We start from the raw sequence: 22,544 nt of genomic DNA on the forward strand, positions 1-22,544 counted from the left end.
CTATTTTGATATAGCTATTTTCCATGGTCCCGCTATCAAAGACCATGAAATCGGCATTGATCTATCGCATACAGGCTAGATGATTAAAACCTAGTATCAGCAGGATTATCTTTTTACTTTATTATAATATCTATAAGTAATGATCAATTATAGTTGGCGGCCATTTAAAAGATGGATTAGATAACAATCTAAATCCTAACTCCTTCGGTGTTGTGAAACGTGCTAGTAGATTCATAACACAAGCTCATTTCCTGGATCTCATTTGGCACTGCACTAAGTGTCACGTCTTTTCTTACACTTGGAATGCTTATACATTAATAAGAAATGGATTAGCAAAATAAACTGAATACCAATACCCAATGACACCCGCCAACTGAATTAGGTGATCATTTAATCAGAAGGCGATATCATAATTTCAAATTTGATGCAGGCAATATTTTAGTATTTAGACTGAAGAATCGTCAGTCATGGCCCACTTTAAGTTAATTACCCCCTAAAACCTGTCGGTCGCTTAGATACGTTGATGCAGTGAAAGCTTTCGTAGTATCTGTTTGATAGATGGTACATAACTGTAAGATTTTTTAGACCTTAGGCAAAGTATGGGCTACTTCATTCATTACTTTAAAGGTTGAATCATGCAGAAAAATATCACGATTATTGGCGCCACAGGCCATTTAGGTCGTCAGGTAGCACGAAAACTGGATCAAAAAGGTGTAAAGGTAACTGCGATCGTGAGGGACGTAATTAACGCTCGCACTATCCTCCCAGAGAGTATCCAGCTTGTCGAAGCAGATGTCTCGGACAAAGAGAGCTTGGTCTCGGCACTGGTTGGTACCAAAACGCTTTATATTACCCTGAATACTACGTCACTTGACCCTAGCTTACCCTTTCACACTGAACGTGAAGGAGTGATTAATATCGTTGAGGCTGCAAAGGTCACTGGTGTGCAGCACATTATGCAGATTGCGGGTATTGATTATCTACACCCCGAATTAGCAGACAAGGGCCTAGAGTATGAGACCAATATAATCCGTAAACCAGGTATAGAGGCCATTAAAAATTCAGGCATTGATTACACTTTCTTCTTCTGTTCGTTCTTCCTGGATACTTTTCCTACATTCATTGAGAACGGCCAATTTGCTATCATCGGTAATCATGTTCACCCTATCTATTACACCAATACAACAGATCTGGCAGAGATGATCGGTAATGCTATCGGGAATGAGATGGCTTACAACCAGAGCTTTTCGGTTCAAGGTACTGAGGGGATGTCTTTGCCTGAAGCAGCCAAGAAGTTTGTCGAAGGCTATTCTCCGGGGACAGAAATTGTCCTCCTCCCTATCGCCGCCATTGCAGAAATGGGACTGCCCGAAGAACAGGCAGTATTCATGGAGCATATGCTGACTTACGTAGAACAGCTAAAGGAGCAACCAGTGAGTCAAAAAACCTGGCAGGTGTTAGGTAAACCAGATACAACTATCACAGATTTTGCCCGAGATCTGTCAAACGCTTCATAGCGACTGATCCTTGTTCAGTATTGCGTCCTCTGTGCTCAGCCACTTCATCAAATCAGTGGCTGCGGGACCCAGTGGACGCTTACTGGACCAGATAATATCTACACCGTGTGACAGCTCTTTCTCCTGCTCAAATACTAGGGGAAGCTGTATCAATTTTTTCGCCGCTATCCCCTTCGCAACCACGTGTAGTGGCAATACTGCCCAGCCCAAATTGGCCTCGACAAGGTCAAGTGCATCATCGACACGTGACACACTCCACACGTCGGGAGACACCAGCCAGCGAGTTTGGCTGGATATCTCAAACTCCTGCAATAAGATTTGTCGGTATTGTTTCAGGTCTTCCCAGGTAACTTCAGTGAGTCTCGCAATCGGGTGATCAACGCAGGCGATGCCTGTAAGCTTCAGTTGGCCCAGGGCTCTGAAATCGCATCCAGCGGGCACTTCTTCCAGTTGTGTAATAATCCCGAGTTGGGCTATATCCCCTTCAACCCAGGTCTGTACATCCTGAACACTTCCCGCTCTGAGCGTAATTTGAACATGCGGATATTTGGTCTCAAACTCTTGAAAGAGTCCACCCAGGTTTTTAATACGAACATGCTGGGCAATAGCCAACGTCAACCGGGCCTCGACATCCAGAGACAACCCCTGTGCGATCGCCATCAATCGCTCACGTTGCTCGATAAGATTCCGTGCGCGTTCCAGCAGTGACTCACCAGCGTCCGTCAATCGCGGGTATCGTTGACTTCGATCAAATAGATTGACTCCCAAGTCAACTTCCAGGTTCGATACCAGTGAGCTGATTACCGACTGTGCCTTTCCACATTTACGTGCAGCCGCTGAGAACGAGCCAGCCTGCTCAGTAGCTACAAATGCTTCCAGTTGTTCAATAGAAACTGCCATTCACTCAATCTATCTATTTAATATATGGTATCTAACTTTTCCCATCTAACTTAACTATATATCATTCAAGCATATTTTCTCAAGCAGAGTGAGTATGATTGATGACTTATTCATTGAAGAATCGTTTAGTACAAGCAATTTCCTACGAGTTTTTTCTGCTGCTCACGGGTGGCTTACTAGTGGTTCCAATGTTTGATTTGGAGGTACACCAGTCGCTGGCAATTGCTGCTGGACTATCACTATTTGCGTTGGTCTGGAATATGATTTTCAATCACGCCTTTGACTGGTACTTATTGAATATACGTAAAAACCCAGAAAAGACATTTATCGTTAGAGCCATACATGCGTTATTGTTTGAGGGGGGTATGTTGGTACTGACGTTGCCAGTAATCGCCTGGAGCTTTAATCTGACTATCCTAGAAGCATTTATGCTTGAGATAGTCATGGTGATTTACATCGTGATATATACCTATGTATTCAACTACTGGTTCGATAAGCTGCATAGCTCGTTTCAAGTTACTGAACACAAACGCTGAAGATCTGCTCAGCAGTCTGTTTTAGGTCAAATGTTGGTACCAATTAAAATACACTACGTCAAAAGCAAATGCCTATTTATCTGTCATTTTTCCTTTTCTTATTATATTTTATACCAGTTAATAAAAAATAATGATAATCCTGGCTCCCCATTTCTGCCAGACTCAGAGTAATTGAGCCAAAGCAACATCCACCCAATAGGGAGAGTTGCCACCACGAACCGAATTAAGAGAACAAATATATTGACTTGATACTTGGCATAACTTCCGTTTGATTTACAAAACATGGCAAACGTACAAAGGATTGCAAATAACTTGGTTTATATAAAAAATACCGAAAATTTGAAATTATTGCCTCTATCACAACTCACCTAAAAATATAACCAAAGCATGGACCCGCCGAAGGTCGAGTACACCCGCCTTTTAAACATTATACTCAGGAATTGAACCCTAAGCTCTTCTCATTTTTTATGGTTTGGATTTTGGGGAATGGGTATTTTCATTCCAAGATACACGCACTCAGCGCCACATGAGGAGCACAAAACCATTGAATTATCTGTTGGATCTCACTTGAGTGCTTGCAAATATTCATAACAAACAAATTTATGAGTACTCATAATTCTCTTCTATTGATGCATAACGTTCATATTTGCGGTGGCTGAACACTCCGGCTTCGATAGCGACGGATAATATAGGCTTGTTAATTGATTTAACACCCACCATCACCACTCCCTCCATCTCCACCACTAAAGCCACCAGAATCACCACCTCCGGAGTCACCAGCAAAGCCAGATCGCTGAGTCACTCCAAACTTCACAATAAACCATAGCAAACTGGATATAAAAAAAGCTGCAAATACAAACGGGGCAAAAGTAGAATTAAGCGGGTTCTTGGAAGCAAGATCAATCAAATACCATGATCCAACTAAGCCGATTAGATTAATGAGGAATGATTTCATCTACTCTCCATGGATCATTTGACGTGGCTATATAGGACTTTTGTTATGAAATGTAGTTTGAGGTACTATGGCGTGACCACCTTAAAATGAAGCTTAGTAACAAAAGACACTAAGATAAATTTGTTGTGTTCTGCTAGCATATTACCACTAATATTCCGTTACCCAAATTTTTTGCGGACCGAACAAAATCGGTAAACTGAACCAGGTAGTTACTAATATCTATTTTGGGGTAATCAGCTTTATATACACCTAAGTGCCGCAAAGTGTGTGAATCATAACGCTGCATAATCGCTGACGACTCACATTCATCTAAATACGTTGCAAGCTCACTAATAGCTTCAGGTGAGTGAGCTTCACAATGTTCACACACATCTTCACATTGCCTGCCGGTATTTAGAAATGATGCATTTTCATCTTGGGTTATCAGATAACTGATGCAGCCCCAAGACCTACCAAGTGATAGAGGCGTAACAGACTCATCTATTCCATCAACATAGCTCTTACCTTGACCGGTCTCTCGATATTGTTCCTTCGTGATCTGATAAAGAGTCGCTCTTAAACCCATACTCGTAATTTACCTAAGGCACATAACTGTTAACTCAAAAGTAACATCTATATATCATGCTACTCCCTAATTCCAAAGCTCATCAACCTGATCACACAAAAAGATACAGTGGATCAAGAAGCCTTCTGTAACGGGTATACATATTTAAGGAAGGATTTTGATAGAAGCCTGAACAAGGATCTGCTGATCTAAACATTAATCATCAAGCAGGTAGATTTTGTTTCAGCAAAGCTTATGCAGGAAGTTATCGATCGAGCTTCGGAGAAAAAGCAATGCACTTACCGGGAAGATTCTTTTCGATTCACTTCGTGATAATACTAGCGGACAGGTGTTTTACTTTGAAAGTTTTGGTGGTGATCAAAATTATTTTGACGGGTGAAGTTGTTTTCCAAAAACGACCCGGTCAGGGCTTCAAAAGTACAAAGAGAAATCGATTTGTCTGACTTCAGAAAGAAGCTAGCAAGTTAATAACAAGCTTGGGGTTTAAGGTGCCGGGTAGCTAGTGCAATCCCCGAGCGTATACATTACTGCATGCCCTTCTCAACCGGCGCTTCTGCTACCGCAGGCCAGACCAGTCCCGCCCTTGTTACTACGAGCAGCAGTACAAAAGACATCTCCAATGCGAGGAAAACGCCAATAGGGTGATTGGGTACGCCGCGTAACAACAGGTAGAGCAAATAGCTCATAGCAAGCAGATTGCCCGCAAGTGTAACGTTAAGGCCGTAACCACGTTCTTGCCAGAGTGGTTTGCAGAGCAGGAAGTTCAACACCGCGGTGCCGGCAAGTATCATGCCGGGCAATATCAACAGCAAGCGACGGGATAAACCCATTCCGTCGCTGGTTACCAGTGGCCAAACGGCTGTAAAGTGACCTTGAGCTCCGAGGGTGAGGAACAGCCCCAGAATTACTGCGCCGATGGCAGCAAGCCGATACAGTGCATTGCGTTGCAAAGCGCGTGTTGACCTAGAAACCGACATCGCGCTCCCCTACGGTGGCCAGGCCACATTCGTAAGCGAACACGACCGCCTGTGCACGATCGCGTAACCCCAGTTTGGAGAGCAAGCTGGAAACGTGGGTTTTCACAGTGGCGGGGCCAATAAACAGAGCTTCGGCAATCTCGGCATTGCTCTTGCCAGCGGCGATGGCCTCCAGTACCTCACGCTCGCGGGTAGTGAGGCGTTCCAGGCGTTCTGACAGGTTGCGCCCTGCCCCCAATTTCTGTGCGAACTGGCTGATCAGGCGTTGAGTGATGCCCGGTGCAAGCATGGCACCGCCCTCTGCTACGGTGCGTACTGCCTGCACCAGTGCCTCCGGGGGAATATCCTTGAGCACAAAGCCACTGGCCCCTGCCCTCAACGCACGAAACACGTATTCATCGGGATCGAACGTGGTCAAAATAATGACACGGCAAGTTGCATCACTAGCTTCCAGGATGCGTGCCGTGGCTTCCAGCCCGTCCATCTCCGGCATGCGGATATCCATCAGGGTGATATCCGGCTGATGCGCTCGTGCGGCTTCAACTGCCTCAATGCCGGTACCCGCCTCGGCGACCACCTCAATATCGGGCTCATTGTTCAGGATCAGCGCAAAACCACACCGTACCAAAGCCTGGTCATCCACCACCATCACTCGCAACATTATGTTTTCACCATTCCTGTGGGTAGTTGTGCATATACCTCAAAACCACCACCATCTACTGCGCTGGCATACAGATGGCCGCCGAGCAATTCCGCGCGCTCGCGCATGCCTGCAATGCCGTGCCCACCGCCAGGCTGCTCGTCAATATTTGTTTCCACCATGGGCCGGTCGCCAGTGGTGTTGCCATCATCGGCTACACGAATCACTAGAGTCTCATGGTCTACGCGCAGGCTCACTTGAACCCGCGCAGCGGCTCCAACGTGCTTGATGACATTAGTGAGAGATTCCTGAACGATACGATAGGCGGTGAGAGCGACGCTGGTCGGTACATTCTCCAGCATGCCGTGGGTTTCGTAGTCGACCTCGCTTAACACCTGCCGGACCTTTTCAATCAGAGCCGGTAAATCATTGAGACCCGGTTGCGGCGTGAGCGCGGTGTCGCTACTGGCCGGGCGCAGTACGCCAAGTAAATGGCGCATTTCTGTCATGGCCTGACGGCCAGCAGCCTCCACCGAAGCCATGGCCTCACTGGCGGCTTGCGGGTTATTGCGGCTGATGGCCCTGGCGGCACCGGCTTGCACGGTCATAAGGCTCACCTGATGCGCCACCACATCATGCATCTCGCGGGCGATTCGTGTGCGCTCGGCCGCTACCGCACGCTCAGATTCGGCATTGCGTTCGCGCTCCAAATACTCAGCTCTCTCTTCCAGTAAGCGGAGATATTCGCCGCGAAAACGCAGCCGACGACCGATATACCACAACGCCCATACCAGCATCACCGTTACTGTGCCTGCCGCAGTTGGTTGAACCGGAATACCCTGATCAATCGCCACAAAAACCAGCGTTGCGATGACTCCGATAAAACTGGTCCGGGTGTTGGCCTCGTAGCGGCCAAGGCTATACAGCGAAACCGCCATGGCAACGATGCCATCCGCCGGTAAACCCAGTTCCAGCAATATTGTTGCGCCGAGAATAACGGCCTGTACCTGCCAGGGGTGTGTGCGACGCCACAACAGAGCGAAGGAGCCAATGAACGCACACTGGAAAGCAATAACATCCCCCAGATTTTGCATGGCCAGCACTTCCCGCGCCTCGTCGCGCGACCACATCAGTAGCGTCAGCAAAAACATGAGCAAGGCGATGAGCAGATCAGTCAGGTGCGGCCAGCGTTCAAATGGCCCGCGGAAGGGCTGCCACACCGGAAGCTTGGGTAGTTCCGAGCTGGTGTTGAGCGGATTCGGCGCAGGTGTATTTAGGGACGACGATTTCATTTTCGCATGCTAAACCAGGCGCAACCAGCTGTCATGGGGCTTTCGGGGGAGGCGGGAGCAGTCGCATCTCCACCTTTTGGGGGAGGTCAGATTCCTGCCTGTGGCCGATGTGCGTGTGCCTGAAAAAACCGAACATGCTCGGCAGGCACATTCAGCCCAAGCACGTACCATAAACGCCTGGAGAAACCCCATGAACGACGCTGTACTCAGCCAAACACTGCCGCGATCATTCGACACCCGGCGGGCCGTTTACCTGTCGGTAAAAACCTGGTTCTGCATCGCGGCCATCGGCCATGCGATCTTCTTTGCCTATATCCTGGCCGTCTTCTACCCACCCATTGCCGAATCGGGGGTGCACGGCTTGAAAGGACTGCACCTTCCGGCAGGCTTCCGCGAGGGAGATACACTGGGTAATCTCGCTTCGGTGAGTCACGTGCTATTGGCCGCAATTGTAATCGGCAGTGGGCCCCTGCAGCTGATCCCTTCGGTGCGACGGCATGCCCCCAACTTCCATCGTTGGTTGGGACGCAGCTATCTGCTGACTGCCGTCATCGCCAGTATTGCGGGGCTCTACATGACCTGGACGCGGCACACTATTGGTAATTTAGTGTCGCAAATCAGCATCACCATGGATGGCATACTAATTTTGGCGTTTGCCTTTCTGGCGGTGCGTACCGCGATGGCCAGACGCTTTGCTGAGCACCGTCGCTGGGCCTTACGCCTATTTATGGCTGCCAGTGCGGTGTGGTTCTTTCGTGTAGCCTTGATGGGCTGGGCAATGCTCACCGGCGGCTGGGGGGTCGACTGGGAATCTTTTACCGGGCCATTCCTGTATGCACTGGGCTTCGGCCAATACCTGCTCCCGCTGGCCATGCTGGAATGGTATTTTCACTGTCAAAAGCGTGGAACCGCACAAGGTACTCAGATTGCTTTTGTCAGTACCCTGATACCTCTGACTGTGTTTATGGCCATTGGTATTTTTGCCGCTACGATGGGCATGTGGTTGCCACGGATCTAAGGTTAATCGAGCTGATAATCGTGGATTTCTTACGCGGATTTGGCTGTAGAGGTTCACGACTCGTAAATTCAACTTTGTAGGAAAACTCGAATGGTAAACCTAGGCACCCGCCAAATAAGAATATAAATCGCCAAGACTATCAACCGAAGAAGAGATCTATGTACGTATCGGAAACGAGCGAAAGCAGGCAATGGGAAGCGTTGAAAGTAGATTCTCCAAGGAAGGAGGCCCAAAAAGAGCCTTAATAATCTCTATAGAGACAACCCTAGCAAATAACGGTGTATAAACCGTGCTTGACTCAGGCCATGCGTCGGCCCAGAGCCGCAAAACGGTAGAAAGTCAGTCGCTGTGTAGCCGATTCTTAACCTTGAACCGAGAATGCCTCGTGGTACACAACCTCTCCCTGCGGAAAATTGCTACCAAATGACAGTGCCTGGAAGTACTCTGCTGGAACCCCTGGCAAAACCAATCCATCGATCACCTTGAAGCCAAAGCGCCCATAATAATTAGGATCCCCAAGTACTACACAACCCTCTGCCCCCTTTTCTTTAAGGTCTGCAAGAGCTTTCCCCATAAGTTTCGAGCCAACTCCCCTTCCTTGATACTCAGGTAGTACTGAAATCGGCCCAAGTCCAAACCAGTTGGTCGAGTTATCAGAAATGTTAACTGGTGAAATGGCAACGTGACCTACAATTTCTCCATCTGACTCAGCCACCAGAGATAAAGATAATGCACCTGCCTTGCGAAGACCCTCCACAATAAGCTGCTCAGTGTGATTAGTATGTGGAGCATCCCGAAATGCTAGGACTGTAACTCGGTGGATTGTCTCAGCATCTCCACCACTTTCATTACGAATTTTAATATTCAATTTATGATCTCTTAAAGAGGTTAACAGTTAATTCAAAAATAGCTGCTCTATATTATGCATCTTTACATTTACAAAATTTATCATACCTACTATACAAAGAACACAACCCAGGCCCCAACCTTACCTTCCGGCTTTAAGCCACTTTCCAAGCGAACTCATCAAGGAATGCCCACCGCAGTTTGAGCACCGGTAGAAAAGAAAGAGATTGGTAAAAAATACCGAAACGGTAAAGAATAACAGCTGGGAATATTATTTCGGTTACAGAAGAGGAGGCTAAAGGGGCAAATATTTAAATAAGAAAGAGTATGCTTTTTTGCTCTTGTTTTTATCCGAGCTTCTTATTAATTCTTGAATTAAGCCAGGCGGCATTTTTCATTTGTACATTTCTCCCCATTAAAATCTCTTCCCTTGATATAGCCACTCACTGCTTCCTGTTCCTGACCGATTTTTCATTCACCACGATTGCAAAAGGACTACAGGATATTCTGATCCATCTCCACACTTATCCATGAGTGAGTCCCGGCAAAAATTAGAAATAGCACCAAAGCTCCCATTGGATAAGGAGCTCTGCGGGCTACCTAACCACAAACACGTCATATGGCGCGGAAAAGGTCAATCATCGATTTGATTTGCCCTGACATTTGAATAGACTAAGATGGTGAAAGCATTGCGGATTGTATTGCATTTGTCGTGTTTTTTAATATCTCTCTAGCTTTCGCACCCGAAATGAGTGCGCAGTCAAGATAGGTCGCTGGCATTCAGGATATGTGCAATCATGCCGATTCGATGTATAACGAGTAAGGCAATTTCCGTCTGCGCCAGCCATTTTAGCTATGCTTAATACCTAAACAAAAATAATTTATTGGCGATGCAGCACTAATGACAGAGGTAATTGCTTGCAAACAGCCCCCAATAAAAAAGACGTTATAATATACGCACCTATAGGTGAGAGTGAAAAAGGTGAGAATGAAAATATTCCAATATTTGGTACCGACTGCAAAGAAGACTTTAAAAGCATACGAAGCATTTAAAATTAAAACTGACAGTTAGAATACAGCTATATAAGAAGGCGCTTATGTTTACACAAGATTCTCCACTGACGAAGAAAATACTTGTTGGTGCTCATAGTTGGGAATGGATACCTATCTTGGTAGCACGTGTGTCATTGGGGTTATTCTTCTCAGTATCTGGGTATAACAAGCTATTTGTACCTGAGAGACATGCAGACCTAATAAATTTAATGAAAGAAATAGGAGTGCCCTTTCATGAACTTATGGCTATATTTTTAGCTTCTGTAGAATTTTTTGGTGGCTTACTATTAATAGCAGGGCTTTTTTCTTCAATTGTTGCGATTATACTAATTATCGTAATGATTGTTGCTATCACCACTGTTGAAATTGAGCATGCAATCCCCAAAGGCATAGGACCATTGGATTGGCTAAGCTGGTTTATTTACCTACCCCAAGTTTTATATATTATTTTATTTGTATGGTTAATAACTACAGGTCCTGGTCGATTTAGCTTAGATTACCTAATCGCTGATAAGCTAGGCATTAATAACCACAATTAAAGAAGTTGGACTGCCGTCATAATTAGTAAAGTTATTTCTTCAATCTTAACCCGAATATGGCAACCCTATTGAAAACATGTACCCCTGGAGACCTACAAAACAGAAGTAAAAATCGTCTAGACTAATGGCTGGAAGAATACTTAGAAAAATTGAAAATCAGCTAGCCAACTTTACATCCTTTAATATGTAATTCGAGCACCCTGAATAAACTGAAGAGACCCGTCAATCTTTAAAAGCCTATTGCCCACCTTCCCCATTATAAGCCCATCACCTACTCTGCCGCCAGGCACCAGGCATCGCTCACAATGCTCCCTGGTCGGGAAACACCCCGAATTGATTTTCAGTAAAGATAAATAGGTTGAACTTGATTAGACTGCAAGATGCATCAAGCCTGGATTGTCGAACTAACTTGCTAAGTAATACACAGCTATAGCTACTATCTGTCTTTTTTATTTATCATTACCAGCTACAGTAGCTGAAAAATTATTGTAGTACTTAAACTCAAGTAAATTGCCCGCCGGATCTTTAACTACAAATTTACCAGCTTCATCTTCAGAGTCCTTGCCTCTCACTAGTGGTTCCAGTACAAATGGAATCGAACTGTCTTTGAGTAAAGCTAATACTTCACTCCACTGTTTTTTCTCAAGTAATGGGCCAAAGTGATCTATAGGCTTGGCTACCATTCCATCCTTTTCTTGATGTATAGTAATCTGATGCTCATAGAATATTACATCAATCCATTCTCCTGTATCTCGGCCTACAGTACAGCCAAGTAGATTTACGTAGAACTCCCTTGCCTTTTCTAAGTCTGGAACAACGAACGATAGATGAAACGGCTTGATATCTAGCACTCCTTTCACAAAGATACAGTCGAAGTAACCATTGGCTACCCACCAGCAAAGTATAAACTACCAAGGCTATTGACTGAAGAAGAAAGTTAAACGAAGCATGAAGAACCAGCTAGCCAAGTTGGTTCGAGATAAAAGAGTAAAATATATTCATTACTCTGGAAGAATTCCCTAATCACTGGGAACCTAACACCCACCTTTCACAACTCGATACTCTCTACCTTTATGTTCACCATGATGAGACTACAGGCACCATTTATTACCAAGCTTCCCCAGCTTAGAATACTTACCTTGATCTTGAGTGTTAGCAGAAAACGAGCCGGTTAACCCATAGCGCTCAACCGTCCAAAACTAAGAATTAGTTACAATGTCTCAGTCACAGTGCAGGAAGTGAAAAACGATCAAGTGGTTATGGACTTCCAAGCCCTAGACCTCACTCTATCCACCGAGAAGAGATCTACCACCTTAGGCAGTCGAACATCCATTAGCGTCACTAACTCATAAAAACTTTCAGCTCTTAAAAATATCCATCTCTTGACTGTTTGACGATGCAGCATAAGAGATGAAATTACGCCTATAAAATCCATCGCTCAATCAGATTTCACAATCATGTTTTCCGAACTAAATTCGAATATTTTACTGAGCGCAGGTGGAAAGTGTGTAACATTGCCTCAAACATTGACCAGAAAAATCACTCTGACGTGGATATATAGATTAATTTTAACTGCTTTTAGGCAGCCGATTATGAGATTTAGTCTAAACTAATCCAGATTAGAATGACCCACCTTCACTATCAGATAAGTCGTAGTTGGCAAAGGGCGAGGTAAATCCGCTTAAGCTTGCCATAGCACTCAGGGGATTGAAAATGGAAAATCAGCACACCGTAAAAAGTACCCGATTTTGGCTATGGATTTCGATTCTTATCTTTGCCGCTTCCAACTCTGTTGTTGCGAAAATTGGGGAGCTCGGTGCCCATCATCTCATTAATGGAAACAATCCCATCTCTTTTTGCAACCTCTTGTTCGCAGGAAATCTCTTGGCGGGTATCACCCTTTTGATAATCTATAGGAAAGATTGGCGCCTCAGCATCTTAAAACAGTACCCTTTCAAAGACTGGTTTTACATGTTTGTGCTCATCTTGATGTCTGGTGTTCTTGCCCCAGCTTTCTTTTTTATTGCTCTAATGATCACAGAGGTGACTAATGTCGTTTTAATCGCAACTTTAGATGCTCCCTTAGGACTCTTATTTGCTTTTTTAATGTTCCGGGAGAAGCCAACAGGGTTCTCAATAGTGGGCGCCCTTGTGGTAACGGTTGGTGTTATTGCAATTTTTGTGCTACATCAACCTCCGATGGAAGATCCAATGAGCATGAAAATGCTGAATCTTGGAAATCCAGCAATGAACCAATTCCTAGAAACCCTCCCCAAAGCTGGAGAAATTTTAACCGCTGTAGCAACACTCTTAGGCGTCATTGCCGTTCAGGTCAGTCGGAAACTGCTTGATCGCGTCCCTATTGGCGTCTTTTCAGTTTTCCGCATGCTTGCAGGTGTGATCCTCTTCTCCGTCATTGTCCTCTCTGTATTTGGAGCCAACCACTTTAACGACCTCCTTTCCCCATTCCTCTGGGTGTGGATGCTTGTATATGGGGCGGTCATTATTGTTTTTGGGCAGATCACCTGGTTTAAAGGGCTCCAAGGAGGGGCCAGCTCTGCCGACATCTCTATCGCTACCGCCATCACCCCCGTAGCAGGCACTTTCTTCGCCTTCGTTATCCTTCAAGAGATTCCAAACTTTGCTCAAATTATTGGAGGAATTATTATCATGGCCGGAATAGGAATCTCACTACTCGGTCAATATCGTGAACAAAAAGCCGTCGAAATGAAGTATGAAAAGCCATGCTCATTTAAGGGTGTATAAATCAGTATTTTACTGATCACATTTTATATTTAATTTAGAGCTACAGGTTTAAGTTAAATCTATCATTAAAATAACACCTTAAGCTAGATCATTAGCTTACGTCTTCAAAATCAGGGTTCAGAAGCATAGGGAATTTAATTGACGGATGTGCTGATTAAAGGTTATTCAAGTATTTGACTTTCAATTCTTTTTAAATCTGCATGAAAAGCCGCCTCCATCTCTTCAAAAAAATCGTCAGAGGCTTCTTTATCCTTATTTTTAATTTTTTCCATCATTTTTTCCCGCCAAGCTTCAACACTTGCTTGAGATCTATATACCCTTTCAAAATATGGCTTAAGGGCATTAATTTTAACTCCAGCAACCAGCATATCTCTTTCAGACCTGGCGTTATGAAACTCCAGGACAGCTTTTCTTATACCTTTATATGCTTTTTTACGCTCTTCTAGCTCTTTCATAAGGAGCTCTTGCCTTACCAATAATTTTGCCTTTTTAATATCATTATCATATGAAGCATTTAAAAGTAAATATTGGGATATACCCGTTAAGAAAGCCCCAGCGAAAGCGGAGAGTAAAATAACTTTCCACTCTACTTTAACTTTCGACATAGATTTAACCTTAAAATATAATGTTTTAATGAAAAATACTCAGAACAATGAAAAGCCCAACGTAAAACGTAAAGCCCTTCAACTGGCGTATATTTAAACCTAAAATCTAAATCCATTATAACATATAAAAAAGAACCATTTGAAACCAAGGTCTTTTAGTCACCCCAAATTTGCCAGATTAAACTGTAGTTAAAGGTTTCCTTATTAAAATTTACATGCATCCAAAATGCGTATTTAACTGTATTATTTGTCTAAGCAGGGATATATGGCGATCTTGTAAAAATTATTCTACTCAGGCCAGGCTTCATAATTAGATTAAGTACCGAACCGTCGACCCAATGCTTTGATCACATGCTTAAATCTGAAGCCAGCTGAGCCAGAGATACTTTAATCATTCTCTAGCGGAATACTTGCATATAGATTATTGAGTTAAGATAAGAATTAAAATAATTGTTAGAGAGAGAATCCACGTCCCCTAAATTCCTTCTCATCTACCACAAAGATGATTTATATGGAGATCAAAAATTGATCGATTGTAGGGCTTGTAGAGAGTGAACCTAGCTTCAATCATCGTAATAAAATCAAGACAATTTTTGAGCTATTACTCGATGGCTAATAAAATTACCCTTGTCAAACTTGCCAAAATCCATGATCAACAGCGCCATTGATATAAATAGCGAATATCCCTTTACCAGGTATCTCTAATGGTGGAACCGCAATCTTTGCCCCTTGAGCTTTAATAAAGCTTATGGCTTTTTCTATGTCCTCAACAAGCCAATATGGGCGAACTACGAGCTCTTATGATTCTCGTAAAGGTCGACGCACATCGACGATACTGCCATCTTTTAAGCTACATGTTCGAGCTCCACCGAGAAGTTCATCAGCATCATCAAATCAGACATTATGAGCAGCTTCGTATGCTGCACATACTTTATCTACATTTAGAGTAACAATTTCTAAATGGTGTATTTTCATAATTCTCAATTGATAGATTGAATTACAAATTCTTCAGATATGGTTACTGAATATGATGATATTACTCTTTGATTTTTTACAGGGTGATTCCGACATTTCTTTTAATTTATCCAAGCCATTTCAGTTGATTGCCCAAGCGACTTCAGTCGAGCCTTCTACTTTAATTCTACTGTGCGAAACAAAACTACAAGAATCTTCATGAGTTTCTGGGATTACCCCTCCTGTTATTAGAATAGGCATTAAGAGTATACCTATCGTAGCAGTGGGAGCATTATCCATAAGAAGCTTTCCCATATTTGATTACACATGAACACGATAAAGAAAGATTAAGTCAACTTTCATATTATCCTTATACCTGATGGCGGCAATTTACCCCCTCTCTATCCTTCTTTTAAGAGGGGGTAAAATATTTCTACAACTTGACTGCCTGCTGGGGCTTTACGGCGAGATCATTATAGAAACTCATGACCTGCTTACCATTTTTATCCTGCTCAATAACCATATAGGTCAAAGTATTCTCGAAATAGAAACTATTCTCAGACATTGGAATAATTTCGTATTTTGGACCACCACTTCGTTGAGAATAAAAAATTCCATCTTCCAAAGATAATGTCCTAACGGAATTTTCATCAATCTTATAGCTACCCAGAAGCCCTTTAACTTTACTTTCATCTAATTCGACTGATTTAAACTTCGGCACAGGTATATCAAGAACTTCAGCTGCTAATAACTTACTAATTAAACTTGGGTTACGGCTACTTAGATTACTTAAGACGGCAATGTACAAATCTTCAGATGGAATATAAAATGCATCAGTAGTAAAACCTGGTATACCACCACTGTGTGCTACCATGTCATATTCATTAAGTTTTCCGATGCCCAACCCATAGCCATAATTTGACATAGAATCATCATTCAACTTGAACGGTTCAATCATTTTCTGATAACTTTCTTTGGAAAGTACCTCGCCATCTCGTAAAGCTTTGAACCATATATCCAGATCTGTCACAGTAGATAAAAGTGCTCCAGCAGCATGAGGCCACATCATATCGATATACATAGCATTAACTACGCCATCAGGTGATGTATCATAACCATTAGCCCTATTTGGGATAACTTTGGAACCACCATAGTAGCTAGATTTCATGCCGACTTTCTTAAAAATATTTTCATCGATAAAATCAGCATATGATTGCCCACTAGCAACCTCAATAACTTTTCCCAAAAGAACATAGCCCGTATTCGAATAACGCATCTGCTCGCCTGGCTTAAATTTCATCGGGTGCTTGGCAAATCGAATTAGCATATCGTCAATGGTTGTCGGCAACTGTATTTCTTTAGCAAAAATCTCCTCATCTTCAGTGTAATTAGCAATACCAGAAGTGTGAGTTAAAAGATGCTCAATGGTTACATCACTCCCTTCAGTTGGAAAATCAGGTGCATATTTATGAATATTATCCGTTATTGAAAGCTTACCTTGTTCCTGCAACATCATTATTGCTGCTGCAGTAAACTGTTTAGTGATAGAACCCAAGCGAAATACACTATTAGCTGTTAAGGGTATATTGTGCTCTAGATTTGCGAGGCCATGAGCTCCCTGGAAAATCACCTTTCCTTTTTTACTGACAATAACGGCGACACCAGGCTCATCTATTTTAACGTTTTCCACCAAAATTTCTTTGTAACGCCTCTGCCTATCCTCTATCACATCAGCAAAAGACACATTTAAATTCAACATCAGTAGAAATATGCCAAGTATTAATCTTTTCATTTTACCCCTATCCTTTTGTAACGAACTTGCACAAAGAAGCTTCTCAAAAATAGAATATAACATTGATTTTATTTTTTATTAAAAAATTATTCCAATTTTCACTTTAAGTAACTGCTATCTTTACAGTTTACTTAATCAAAACTATCAATTTAAGAAGAGCAATTTTCCGAATCAATATATGATAGAGTGAGACGTTGAGTAGTCCGGGTTTACTCTGAAGTAAAATTGATACTATAGTCTTACTTGCCATCTTCTAGGTTAGATTTTTGTACCAGATATATTGAGCTGTTCTGCTGTAGTGAGGATTACCATTCATGGCCAGGCAAACTCCGTAGTCCAATTAAACTTGCAAGAGTTTCTTTGCTACTCTTTTCCATTTAAGTACATCTACCGTCTAAGGGACCACCACGCTCCTCCAGTAAGCCCCCTCATCGCAGAGCCCACTTACAGCTTTATCATCAGTGGGAAGTTAAGATTTTAATACTAACTCTCAGAACCAGCTACATCCAAAACATTAAAACATACGTCTCACCTACAATACTAGGTGCTAAAAGTAGCTGATTAGAGACAGATGCCCTCAACCAAAGTAGTCCTATAAATTATTATGTGACCACTCTCCTAATAAATTTAGAAAAACTCATCACGGTACTCCATCTACTCTTTATAACAATCATGCCTTATCAGTTAGAAACTGCAATTCTCAAACTTACACTGCGATTACCTGACAGTCCCGTGAATTCTTTTATTGCAAACAATATCATCACTTACGTTACTTCTTCTAGGCTTAAGCCCAAAGAGTCTACGAGTTACGTTGAATGGATATACAACTAACAAGCATATAGCTGTAGTTATCAAAAAAGAACCAACAGCTAGTACCATAGCTTTATACGTCAAAGACATTGACAAGCTAATTACAAAGTAACCAAGCACAACGATGACCGTTTGGTGAAAAATGTAAAATGGATATATCAGTTCATTACTAAATTTTAGCCATTTAGGGGTGCTTGCTAGGTGGCGCTGAGCATAACCTAACAGGGTCAATAACGCTGACCAGGCGACCAAACAACCTACAAACCACCAAATTGACCAACGAGCTTGCAACGACAAATACTCGCTTAAGTCCGGAGAATAGTAATAAGCATAAAAAATGAATGAGCTGACCAGCAACCACACAAAGTTTACCTTCCGATACTTCTCTAATGATGCCCAAACCTTCCGAGACTGTATGAAAAACATACCGACAAAGAAGAAATAAAGATAAAACAAAGTGGAAGACGGGTTGCCTATACCATGACCATTATCAGGAAAATATAATTTCAGACCCACTCTGATTACAATCAATACCAAAACTAATCCAAATAGACCACTTGATGTATCCGACAAATACTCTACAAATCCTTTAAATGAATTTGACCATTGTGACCTTAGAAAAAAATAAAACGGTACTGCAAGCAAAGAAAAGAAGACCAAGTACTCAATAAACCATAGATGGTTTGAATCAAACTTAAGAGCAAGCTGAGGAAGGGCCTGCAAAAATGAGTCATATTGGCCAATATCCTCAATATAATTCTGAGGCGGCACAACAATTAACACCCCTACAAGTAAAGGAATAAACAATCTGAAAAATTTATCTCGTAAAAACTGAGATGGATAGACTTTGCGGAGCAACAATACACTTCCTACACCAGCAATAAAAAATAGTGTTGGCAGCCTGAATTGCTCAAAATATACCATAACATCATCAAGCAGCTTGCTAGACTCCGCATTCATGATATGCCATTTATCCCCATTAAACGGCATTAATGCATGATGTAGGAATACTGCCAAAATCAATATAACTCTTAACCAATCTAGCTCGGAAACCCTGACGTTATTCATACAGCTCTTTCCATGATACTCTAAATTTTAATAGCATAGGCTTTATCTTCATTCCCTTTTGGTAGCACTAAGAATAATTTTAGTAGAATTAAGTTTTAACAAAAGCTGCCATTAGCCCACTATGCATTTCTCTTCTTTTCATGACGCTTCCTATCAAACTCTATCAATTGATAGTTATAGCTCTATGAAATATCACACCAAAAGCAGACATCCTAAAGTAAAAATCACCCACCTCATTGAAATATCCTATTCAAAAAAACATATTTTGTTCCCATCTAAATCTCTTACATATGCGGCAAATTTCAAGCCCCGCTGAGCTGGTTTACCCGCATAGGTGCCACCCAATTCAACCGCTTTATCATATAGTCTTACCACCTCTTTCTTTGATTCAGCATTAAATCCAATCATTGTTCCATTTCCATTCGTAGCTTCTTCCCCATCAAAGGGCTCTGCCACCGAAAATGTAAACTCTTTGTACCGCCAAAAAGTCATCCTTTCATTAGAGAATAGTTGTTCAAATCCCGTATCTTCAAAAAGTGAATTGTAAAACCTTATTGATGCCTCCAGATCATTACTACCGAGAACCACATAGTTCATCTTCATATCATGACTCCATAAATGTGGCCAACAATATTAAGCACTCAACATAAGAATACATAGATTCTTCACCACAGAGAGGCTGGTTACAAAATATCTACCCACCATCACTTAACCGTTCTTCTCATAATATACCCACAGACAGAAAAAGCCGACCGCTGTGCCAACAGGGAAATTGAGTAAGCAGAATATTGAATAAGGGATAGCTATTTTGTATGCCCCTCTATCCTCTTGGATCAACTTTATACCTGCTGCCAGACCAATAGAATTGATAGACATCAATAACACTAAAAGAACTATGAATGCCCACGATAACAACTCAGGAAATTCACTAAAAAAGAAAAAATAGAAAACAGCAAAACCAAAAATATATATTATAAGTGATAGAAAAGCATATATTGATAACGCCCAACCAGCCAACTTTCCTTTGCTGCACATTACAATCTTCCCTTGGTGCCCAGCACCTTATTCATAATCTTTCTTTAATACGAGTATCATTTCACCCTCACACTTGATGCAAGTTATATTTCAACTCACTATCGAGTCTAAAGAATACGGTGCCAATTAAAAATGAGTTCAAAGCCCAACCAAAAATAAACCCAAAAACTTCTATTTTTTAAGTAAGGTTCACAGTAATTCGGCTATCATGACTTAAGACTACTCAAAACAATCAACTCGACAATAACCCCTTGATCTGTTAGCTTCGGTTTCCACATCCTACAAAAGTATATCAAGCAGTAGATAATCACTGGCTTCTGCCAACACGTGTATCATTTTTCCCGGTAACCATATCAGGATTTAAGGAAAGAGATAAATCAATTGGCTGTTAATTTATAATCTTGGAGCTTCTTAATAAAGTGACGTCAATTTTGAATGCTTCTTATTAGAAAATAACGTACCATTTTACTCAGAGAAATCTCGAATAATCTATCCACTAGTGACACTCCGCTGTAACCGCTTAAGGCCTTCACTAGCAATACTCTCAAAGCATAAATCTAATTCGGAGAAGATATCCCAACGTTCCACATCTAAGATATGTGATATTCGGTCTATTATTTGGAGCTCAAGCTCCTCTACGCGCTTGCCTTTCCACAACTTGTCTGAGAGCGCTATCGCTAGCTCTTCTATCGTACATTCCATATCACTCCAACGGGCATGAGAAAGACAGCATCAAGCGATTGCTGGTGTAAAACCTTTTGATAGTAATATCCTTTCACCTTCAGGTTCATGCTGTGATCCTGGGCCATACATTTCATTGGTATGTATAATTTTCCCAATATCATGTATCACTACACCAACACGGACAAAGTCCGGATCGAAATTCACTTTCATTTCGATAAACTTTTTAATCAGGAGATCGGCCGCCTCACCAACTAATGTAACGTGATTAATGAGATGCTGGGGCGCATCCAGATTGTCCAATAGCTGAAATGCTTCTTCTCTAGTCCTCAGAACCTAGTCCTCTAGTTGTTACGAACGTGCCTTTACTCTGTGGGGATGCCTCCCCTTCATTTACCTGCTGCCTATGGTCCGTGCTGAAGCCACCTTCTAGGTGAGGAACACAGTCACAGGCCCCTCCAGCTAATATTATTACTATAACAATCGTTTTCGATAATGACATCACACTGATCCGGTAGCTCCAGGGGATTCCGGATACGCGAGACCATTGAGGCATGGTTGTAATGGGGAGGGCGAGATAGGTCACTACATGACCACATTGGCGGTATCTGGTTAAACGGGAGCTATCAACTACTCCAAACCATTAACCCAAGAAGTCCATGATTGTGTTTTTATGAAGTAACCCCGAATCCGACTCAGCAACGGCTTGTTTTTGTACACTGATCAAGGAAATGGGAGGAAACGTTTGAATCAAGCGCTATATACGGGGTGTTTGCTCAACTTGTTATACCCCATTGCGCATAGGCTCGCCATTGGCCCAGGGCTTCAATGCCCCGTAGTCAAAACTGTTAACCGGTGTTGCTACCTTCAGCTGCTTCCCTCTTTGCACAACAGCACCATTTAGAGACTCAAGCTCTAGGCGCCTTCCAGATGCTATGTCGAAGTACATCGAACCAAGAGTCTTATTGAGTACTCCAGGAGGCAACTCCCTCTCCATATGCCTAATTGTACGCTCAACCGTATCCTCCGAAAGCTCTATTCCAATTCGCCGTGCTAAGGAATAAACCTCACACATAATGTCAACAAATAACTCGCGAGAGGCATGGCAGGCTAGAAGCGTACCCACAGGCAATCGTGTGAGTGCTGTGATTCCATTCACCGCACAGATGAACAGGAACTTCTCCCAAATAGCCCGAGTGATATCATCACTGACCTTAGCGACAACCCCAGCTTGTAGAAATGTATCTTTAAGCACTTGGGTGCGCTTTGAGCCAGTTGCATTTGGATCACCAAAGACAAGTGGGCCGGGATATCTGTGCCGCACAACTCCAGGCTCTTCGATCGCCACATTAGTCCATGAGATACCGCCCAGAATAGCTTTTCGCCCAAAGGCTTCGTTCAGGGAATCCAAGGAGTCGACACCATTCTGCAGGGTAAGCACCTTTGTGTCTTCACCTACAGCACGGGCGATAAGCTTTATGGCTGCTTCGGTATCGTAGGTCTTAACGCAGAAGTGGATTAGATCCACTCCCCCACCGAAGTCGTAGTCTCCGCAGCATCAACCTGGATAGTAAAGGGCTCTTCTTCAAGTGGCAGCACCGTTAAACCACGCTCTTTAAGTGCCTTCAGCTGCCTCCCTCGAGCAATAAAGAGCACTTTGTGTCCTGCCCTCGCCAGGTGGCCTCCAAAGTAGCTTCCGAGGGCTCCGGCGCCCATAACAATAATATTCATCTCGTTCTTTTCCCCGCGCTTCAAATGGTCTTTTAACCATATCGACTTGCTAAGAATAGCAATCAAAAGGGCTTTGAAAGCAACGCCTAACTACTACTTTAGCTTTTGCATTAAGACCTGGAGAAAAAAATCTACTCGACTATTGCTGTTAGGAAAAACGAACCATGTTATGAGCCCAACCAGGTGTGTTTCTCGTAAAGAGATAGATAGCCATCCCCCAGCCTTTGAATACTGGTAGTAGTGTAGATTCTTTAAAGATAAGGG

Annotated in this window: 21 protein-coding genes; 5 read left to right on the forward strand and 16 right to left on the reverse strand. The window is 42.8% G+C overall.

Annotated elements, in window-relative coordinates:
- The first annotated feature begins 635 nt into the window (after nucleotides 1–635).
- The gene (locus tag ACJJIO_RS00580) at nucleotides 636–1,517 is read left to right on the forward strand and encodes an SDR family oxidoreductase (RefSeq protein WP_444909811.1); all 882 of its coding nucleotides are present in this window, start codon (nucleotides 636–638) and stop codon (nucleotides 1,515–1,517) included.
- Here the strand turns inward: ACJJIO_RS00580 and ACJJIO_RS00585 are convergent.
- A complete protein-coding gene (locus ACJJIO_RS00585) occupies nucleotides 1,512–2,417 on the reverse strand; it encodes a LysR family transcriptional regulator (protein WP_444909812.1) in 906 nt (301 codons plus the stop codon). The genes ACJJIO_RS00580 and ACJJIO_RS00585 overlap by 6 nt on opposite strands.
- 101 nt (nucleotides 2,418–2,518) lie before the next feature.
- On the opposite strand from ACJJIO_RS00585, the gene ACJJIO_RS00590 reads away from it, so the two are divergent.
- The gene (locus ACJJIO_RS00590) at nucleotides 2,519–2,953 is read left to right on the forward strand and encodes a PACE efflux transporter (protein WP_444909813.1); all 435 of its coding nucleotides are present in this window, start codon (nucleotides 2,519–2,521) and stop codon (nucleotides 2,951–2,953) included.
- 706 nt (nucleotides 2,954–3,659) lie between these two features.
- On the opposite strand, the gene ACJJIO_RS00595 is transcribed toward ACJJIO_RS00590, so the two are convergent.
- From ACJJIO_RS00595 to ACJJIO_RS00615, 5 genes are all read right to left on the reverse strand, one after another.
- Nucleotides 3,660–3,908 carry a hypothetical protein gene (locus ACJJIO_RS00595; RefSeq protein ID WP_444909814.1) on the reverse strand — a complete coding sequence of 83 codons (249 nt, stop codon included), beginning with the start codon at nucleotides 3,906–3,908 and terminating at the stop codon, nucleotides 3,660–3,662.
- 133 nt (nucleotides 3,909–4,041) lie between these two features.
- Nucleotides 4,042–4,473: a DUF1877 family protein gene (locus tag ACJJIO_RS00600; RefSeq protein ID WP_444909815.1), complete on the reverse strand. Its 432-nt coding sequence runs from the start codon at nucleotides 4,471–4,473 to the stop codon at nucleotides 4,042–4,044.
- 524 nt (nucleotides 4,474–4,997) lie between these two features.
- Entirely contained in the window at nucleotides 4,998–5,450 is a 453-nt protein-coding gene (locus tag ACJJIO_RS00605; protein WP_444909816.1) for a hypothetical protein, read from the reverse strand.
- Nucleotides 5,437–6,111 carry a response regulator gene (locus tag ACJJIO_RS00610; RefSeq protein WP_444909817.1) on the reverse strand — a complete coding sequence of 225 codons (675 nt, stop codon included), beginning with the start codon at nucleotides 6,109–6,111 and terminating at the stop codon, nucleotides 5,437–5,439. The genes ACJJIO_RS00605 and ACJJIO_RS00610 overlap by 14 nt, the downstream gene beginning before the upstream one ends.
- Nucleotides 6,111–7,382, reverse strand: a complete 1,272-nt coding sequence (locus ACJJIO_RS00615; RefSeq protein WP_444909818.1) for a sensor histidine kinase — start codon at nucleotides 7,380–7,382, stop codon at nucleotides 6,111–6,113. The genes ACJJIO_RS00610 and ACJJIO_RS00615 overlap by 1 nt, the downstream gene beginning before the upstream one ends.
- 190 nt (nucleotides 7,383–7,572) lie before the next feature.
- On the opposite strand from ACJJIO_RS00615, the gene ACJJIO_RS00620 reads away from it, so the two are divergent.
- On the forward strand, nucleotides 7,573–8,400 hold the full coding sequence (locus ACJJIO_RS00620; protein ID WP_444909819.1) for a DUF2306 domain-containing protein: 828 nt from the start codon (nucleotides 7,573–7,575) through the stop codon (nucleotides 8,398–8,400).
- 361 nt (nucleotides 8,401–8,761) lie between these two features.
- Here the strand turns inward: ACJJIO_RS00620 and ACJJIO_RS00625 are convergent, their stop codons facing one another.
- Nucleotides 8,762–9,268, reverse strand: a complete 507-nt coding sequence (locus tag ACJJIO_RS00625; RefSeq protein ID WP_444909820.1) for a GNAT family N-acetyltransferase — start codon at nucleotides 9,266–9,268, stop codon at nucleotides 8,762–8,764.
- 1,075 nt (nucleotides 9,269–10,343) lie between these two features.
- Between ACJJIO_RS00625 and ACJJIO_RS00630 the strand changes: the two genes are divergently transcribed.
- Nucleotides 10,344–10,838, forward strand: coding sequence for a DoxX family protein (locus tag ACJJIO_RS00630; RefSeq protein WP_444909821.1), 495 nt, complete (start codon nucleotides 10,344–10,346; stop codon nucleotides 10,836–10,838).
- A 449-nt stretch (nucleotides 10,839–11,287) separates the two neighbouring features.
- On the opposite strand, the gene ACJJIO_RS00635 is transcribed toward ACJJIO_RS00630, so the two are convergent.
- On the reverse strand, nucleotides 11,288–11,689 hold the full coding sequence (locus ACJJIO_RS00635) for a VOC family protein (RefSeq protein ID WP_444909822.1): 402 nt from the start codon (nucleotides 11,687–11,689) through the stop codon (nucleotides 11,288–11,290).
- An 862-nt stretch (nucleotides 11,690–12,551) separates the two neighbouring features.
- Here ACJJIO_RS00635 and ACJJIO_RS00640 point away from each other — a divergent pair.
- Nucleotides 12,552–13,604 (forward strand): DMT family transporter, encoded by a 1,053-nt coding sequence (locus ACJJIO_RS00640; protein ID WP_252085628.1) that lies wholly within the window; start codon nucleotides 12,552–12,554, stop codon nucleotides 13,602–13,604.
- Nucleotides 13,605–13,765: 161 nt separating this feature from the next.
- On the opposite strand, the gene ACJJIO_RS00645 is transcribed toward ACJJIO_RS00640, so the two are convergent.
- From ACJJIO_RS00645 to ACJJIO_RS00680, 8 genes are all read right to left on the reverse strand, one after another.
- Complete coding sequence (locus ACJJIO_RS00645; protein ID WP_444888815.1) at nucleotides 13,766–14,209, reverse strand: hypothetical protein; 444 nt, start codon at nucleotides 14,207–14,209, stop codon at nucleotides 13,766–13,768.
- A 1,387-nt stretch (nucleotides 14,210–15,596) separates the two neighbouring features.
- Nucleotides 15,597–16,955: a serine hydrolase domain-containing protein gene (locus tag ACJJIO_RS00650; RefSeq protein WP_444909823.1), complete on the reverse strand. Its 1,359-nt coding sequence runs from the start codon at nucleotides 16,953–16,955 to the stop codon at nucleotides 15,597–15,599.
- A gap of 717 nt (nucleotides 16,956–17,672) precedes the next feature.
- Nucleotides 17,673–18,833 carry an acyltransferase family protein gene (locus ACJJIO_RS00655; RefSeq protein ID WP_444909824.1) on the reverse strand — a complete coding sequence of 387 codons (1,161 nt, stop codon included), beginning with the start codon at nucleotides 18,831–18,833 and terminating at the stop codon, nucleotides 17,673–17,675.
- A gap of 246 nt (nucleotides 18,834–19,079) precedes the next feature.
- Nucleotides 19,080–19,436 (reverse strand): VOC family protein, encoded by a 357-nt coding sequence (locus ACJJIO_RS00660; RefSeq protein WP_444909825.1) that lies wholly within the window; start codon nucleotides 19,434–19,436, stop codon nucleotides 19,080–19,082.
- A gap of 105 nt (nucleotides 19,437–19,541) precedes the next feature.
- Nucleotides 19,542–19,868, reverse strand: coding sequence for a hypothetical protein (locus ACJJIO_RS00665; protein WP_444909826.1), 327 nt, complete (start codon nucleotides 19,866–19,868; stop codon nucleotides 19,542–19,544).
- Between the two features lie 732 nt (nucleotides 19,869–20,600).
- The gene (locus ACJJIO_RS00670; protein WP_444909827.1) at nucleotides 20,601–20,852 is read right to left on the reverse strand and encodes a hypothetical protein; all 252 of its coding nucleotides are present in this window, start codon (nucleotides 20,850–20,852) and stop codon (nucleotides 20,601–20,603) included.
- Between the two features lie 481 nt (nucleotides 20,853–21,333).
- On the reverse strand, nucleotides 21,334–22,077 hold the full coding sequence (locus ACJJIO_RS00675) for a ketopantoate reductase family protein (protein WP_444909828.1): 744 nt from the start codon (nucleotides 22,075–22,077) through the stop codon (nucleotides 21,334–21,336).
- The gene (locus tag ACJJIO_RS00680; protein WP_444909829.1) at nucleotides 22,068–22,280 is read right to left on the reverse strand and encodes a ketopantoate reductase family protein; all 213 of its coding nucleotides are present in this window, start codon (nucleotides 22,278–22,280) and stop codon (nucleotides 22,068–22,070) included. Before ACJJIO_RS00680 ends, ACJJIO_RS00675 begins: the two co-directional genes overlap by 10 nt.
- Between the last annotated feature and the right edge of the window lie 264 nt (nucleotides 22,281–22,544).

The sequence above is a fragment of the Microbulbifer mixtoriginis (SeqCode) genome (assembly GCF_052467235.1).

Excerpts from the sequence above, each read along its gene's own strand:
- ACJJIO_RS00580 (WP_444909811.1), top strand. The coding sequence starts at position 636 with ATGCAGAAAAATATCACGATTATTGGCGCCACAGGCCATTTAGGTCGT.
- ACJJIO_RS00585 (WP_444909812.1), bottom strand. The coding sequence starts at position 2,417 with ATGGCAGTTTCTATTGAACAACTGGAAGCATTTGTAGCTACTGAGCAG.
- ACJJIO_RS00590 (WP_444909813.1), top strand. The coding sequence starts at position 2,519 with ATGACTTATTCATTGAAGAATCGTTTAGTACAAGCAATTTCCTACGAG.
- ACJJIO_RS00595 (WP_444909814.1), bottom strand. The coding sequence starts at position 3,908 with ATGAAATCATTCCTCATTAATCTAATCGGCTTAGTTGGATCATGGTAT.
- ACJJIO_RS00600 (WP_444909815.1), bottom strand. The coding sequence starts at position 4,473 with ATGGGTTTAAGAGCGACTCTTTATCAGATCACGAAGGAACAATATCGA.
- ACJJIO_RS00605 (WP_444909816.1), bottom strand. The coding sequence starts at position 5,450 with ATGTCGGTTTCTAGGTCAACACGCGCTTTGCAACGCAATGCACTGTAT.
- ACJJIO_RS00610 (WP_444909817.1), bottom strand. The coding sequence starts at position 6,111 with ATGTTGCGAGTGATGGTGGTGGATGACCAGGCTTTGGTACGGTGTGGT.
- ACJJIO_RS00615 (WP_444909818.1), bottom strand. The coding sequence starts at position 7,382 with ATGAAATCGTCGTCCCTAAATACACCTGCGCCGAATCCGCTCAACACC.
- ACJJIO_RS00620 (WP_444909819.1), top strand. The coding sequence starts at position 7,573 with ATGAACGACGCTGTACTCAGCCAAACACTGCCGCGATCATTCGACACC.
- ACJJIO_RS00630 (WP_444909821.1), top strand. The coding sequence starts at position 10,344 with ATGTTTACACAAGATTCTCCACTGACGAAGAAAATACTTGTTGGTGCT.
- ACJJIO_RS00640 (WP_252085628.1), top strand. The coding sequence starts at position 12,552 with ATGGAAAATCAGCACACCGTAAAAAGTACCCGATTTTGGCTATGGATT.
- ACJJIO_RS00645 (WP_444888815.1), bottom strand. The coding sequence starts at position 14,209 with ATGTCGAAAGTTAAAGTAGAGTGGAAAGTTATTTTACTCTCCGCTTTC.
- ACJJIO_RS00650 (WP_444909823.1), bottom strand. The coding sequence starts at position 16,955 with ATGAAAAGATTAATACTTGGCATATTTCTACTGATGTTGAATTTAAAT.
- ACJJIO_RS00655 (WP_444909824.1), bottom strand. The coding sequence starts at position 18,833 with ATGAATAACGTCAGGGTTTCCGAGCTAGATTGGTTAAGAGTTATATTG.
- ACJJIO_RS00660 (WP_444909825.1), bottom strand. The coding sequence starts at position 19,436 with ATGAAGATGAACTATGTGGTTCTCGGTAGTAATGATCTGGAGGCATCA.
- ACJJIO_RS00665 (WP_444909826.1), bottom strand. The coding sequence starts at position 19,868 with ATGTGCAGCAAAGGAAAGTTGGCTGGTTGGGCGTTATCAATATATGCT.
- ACJJIO_RS00680 (WP_444909829.1), bottom strand. The coding sequence starts at position 22,280 with ATGAATATTATTGTTATGGGCGCCGGAGCCCTCGGAAGCTACTTTGGA.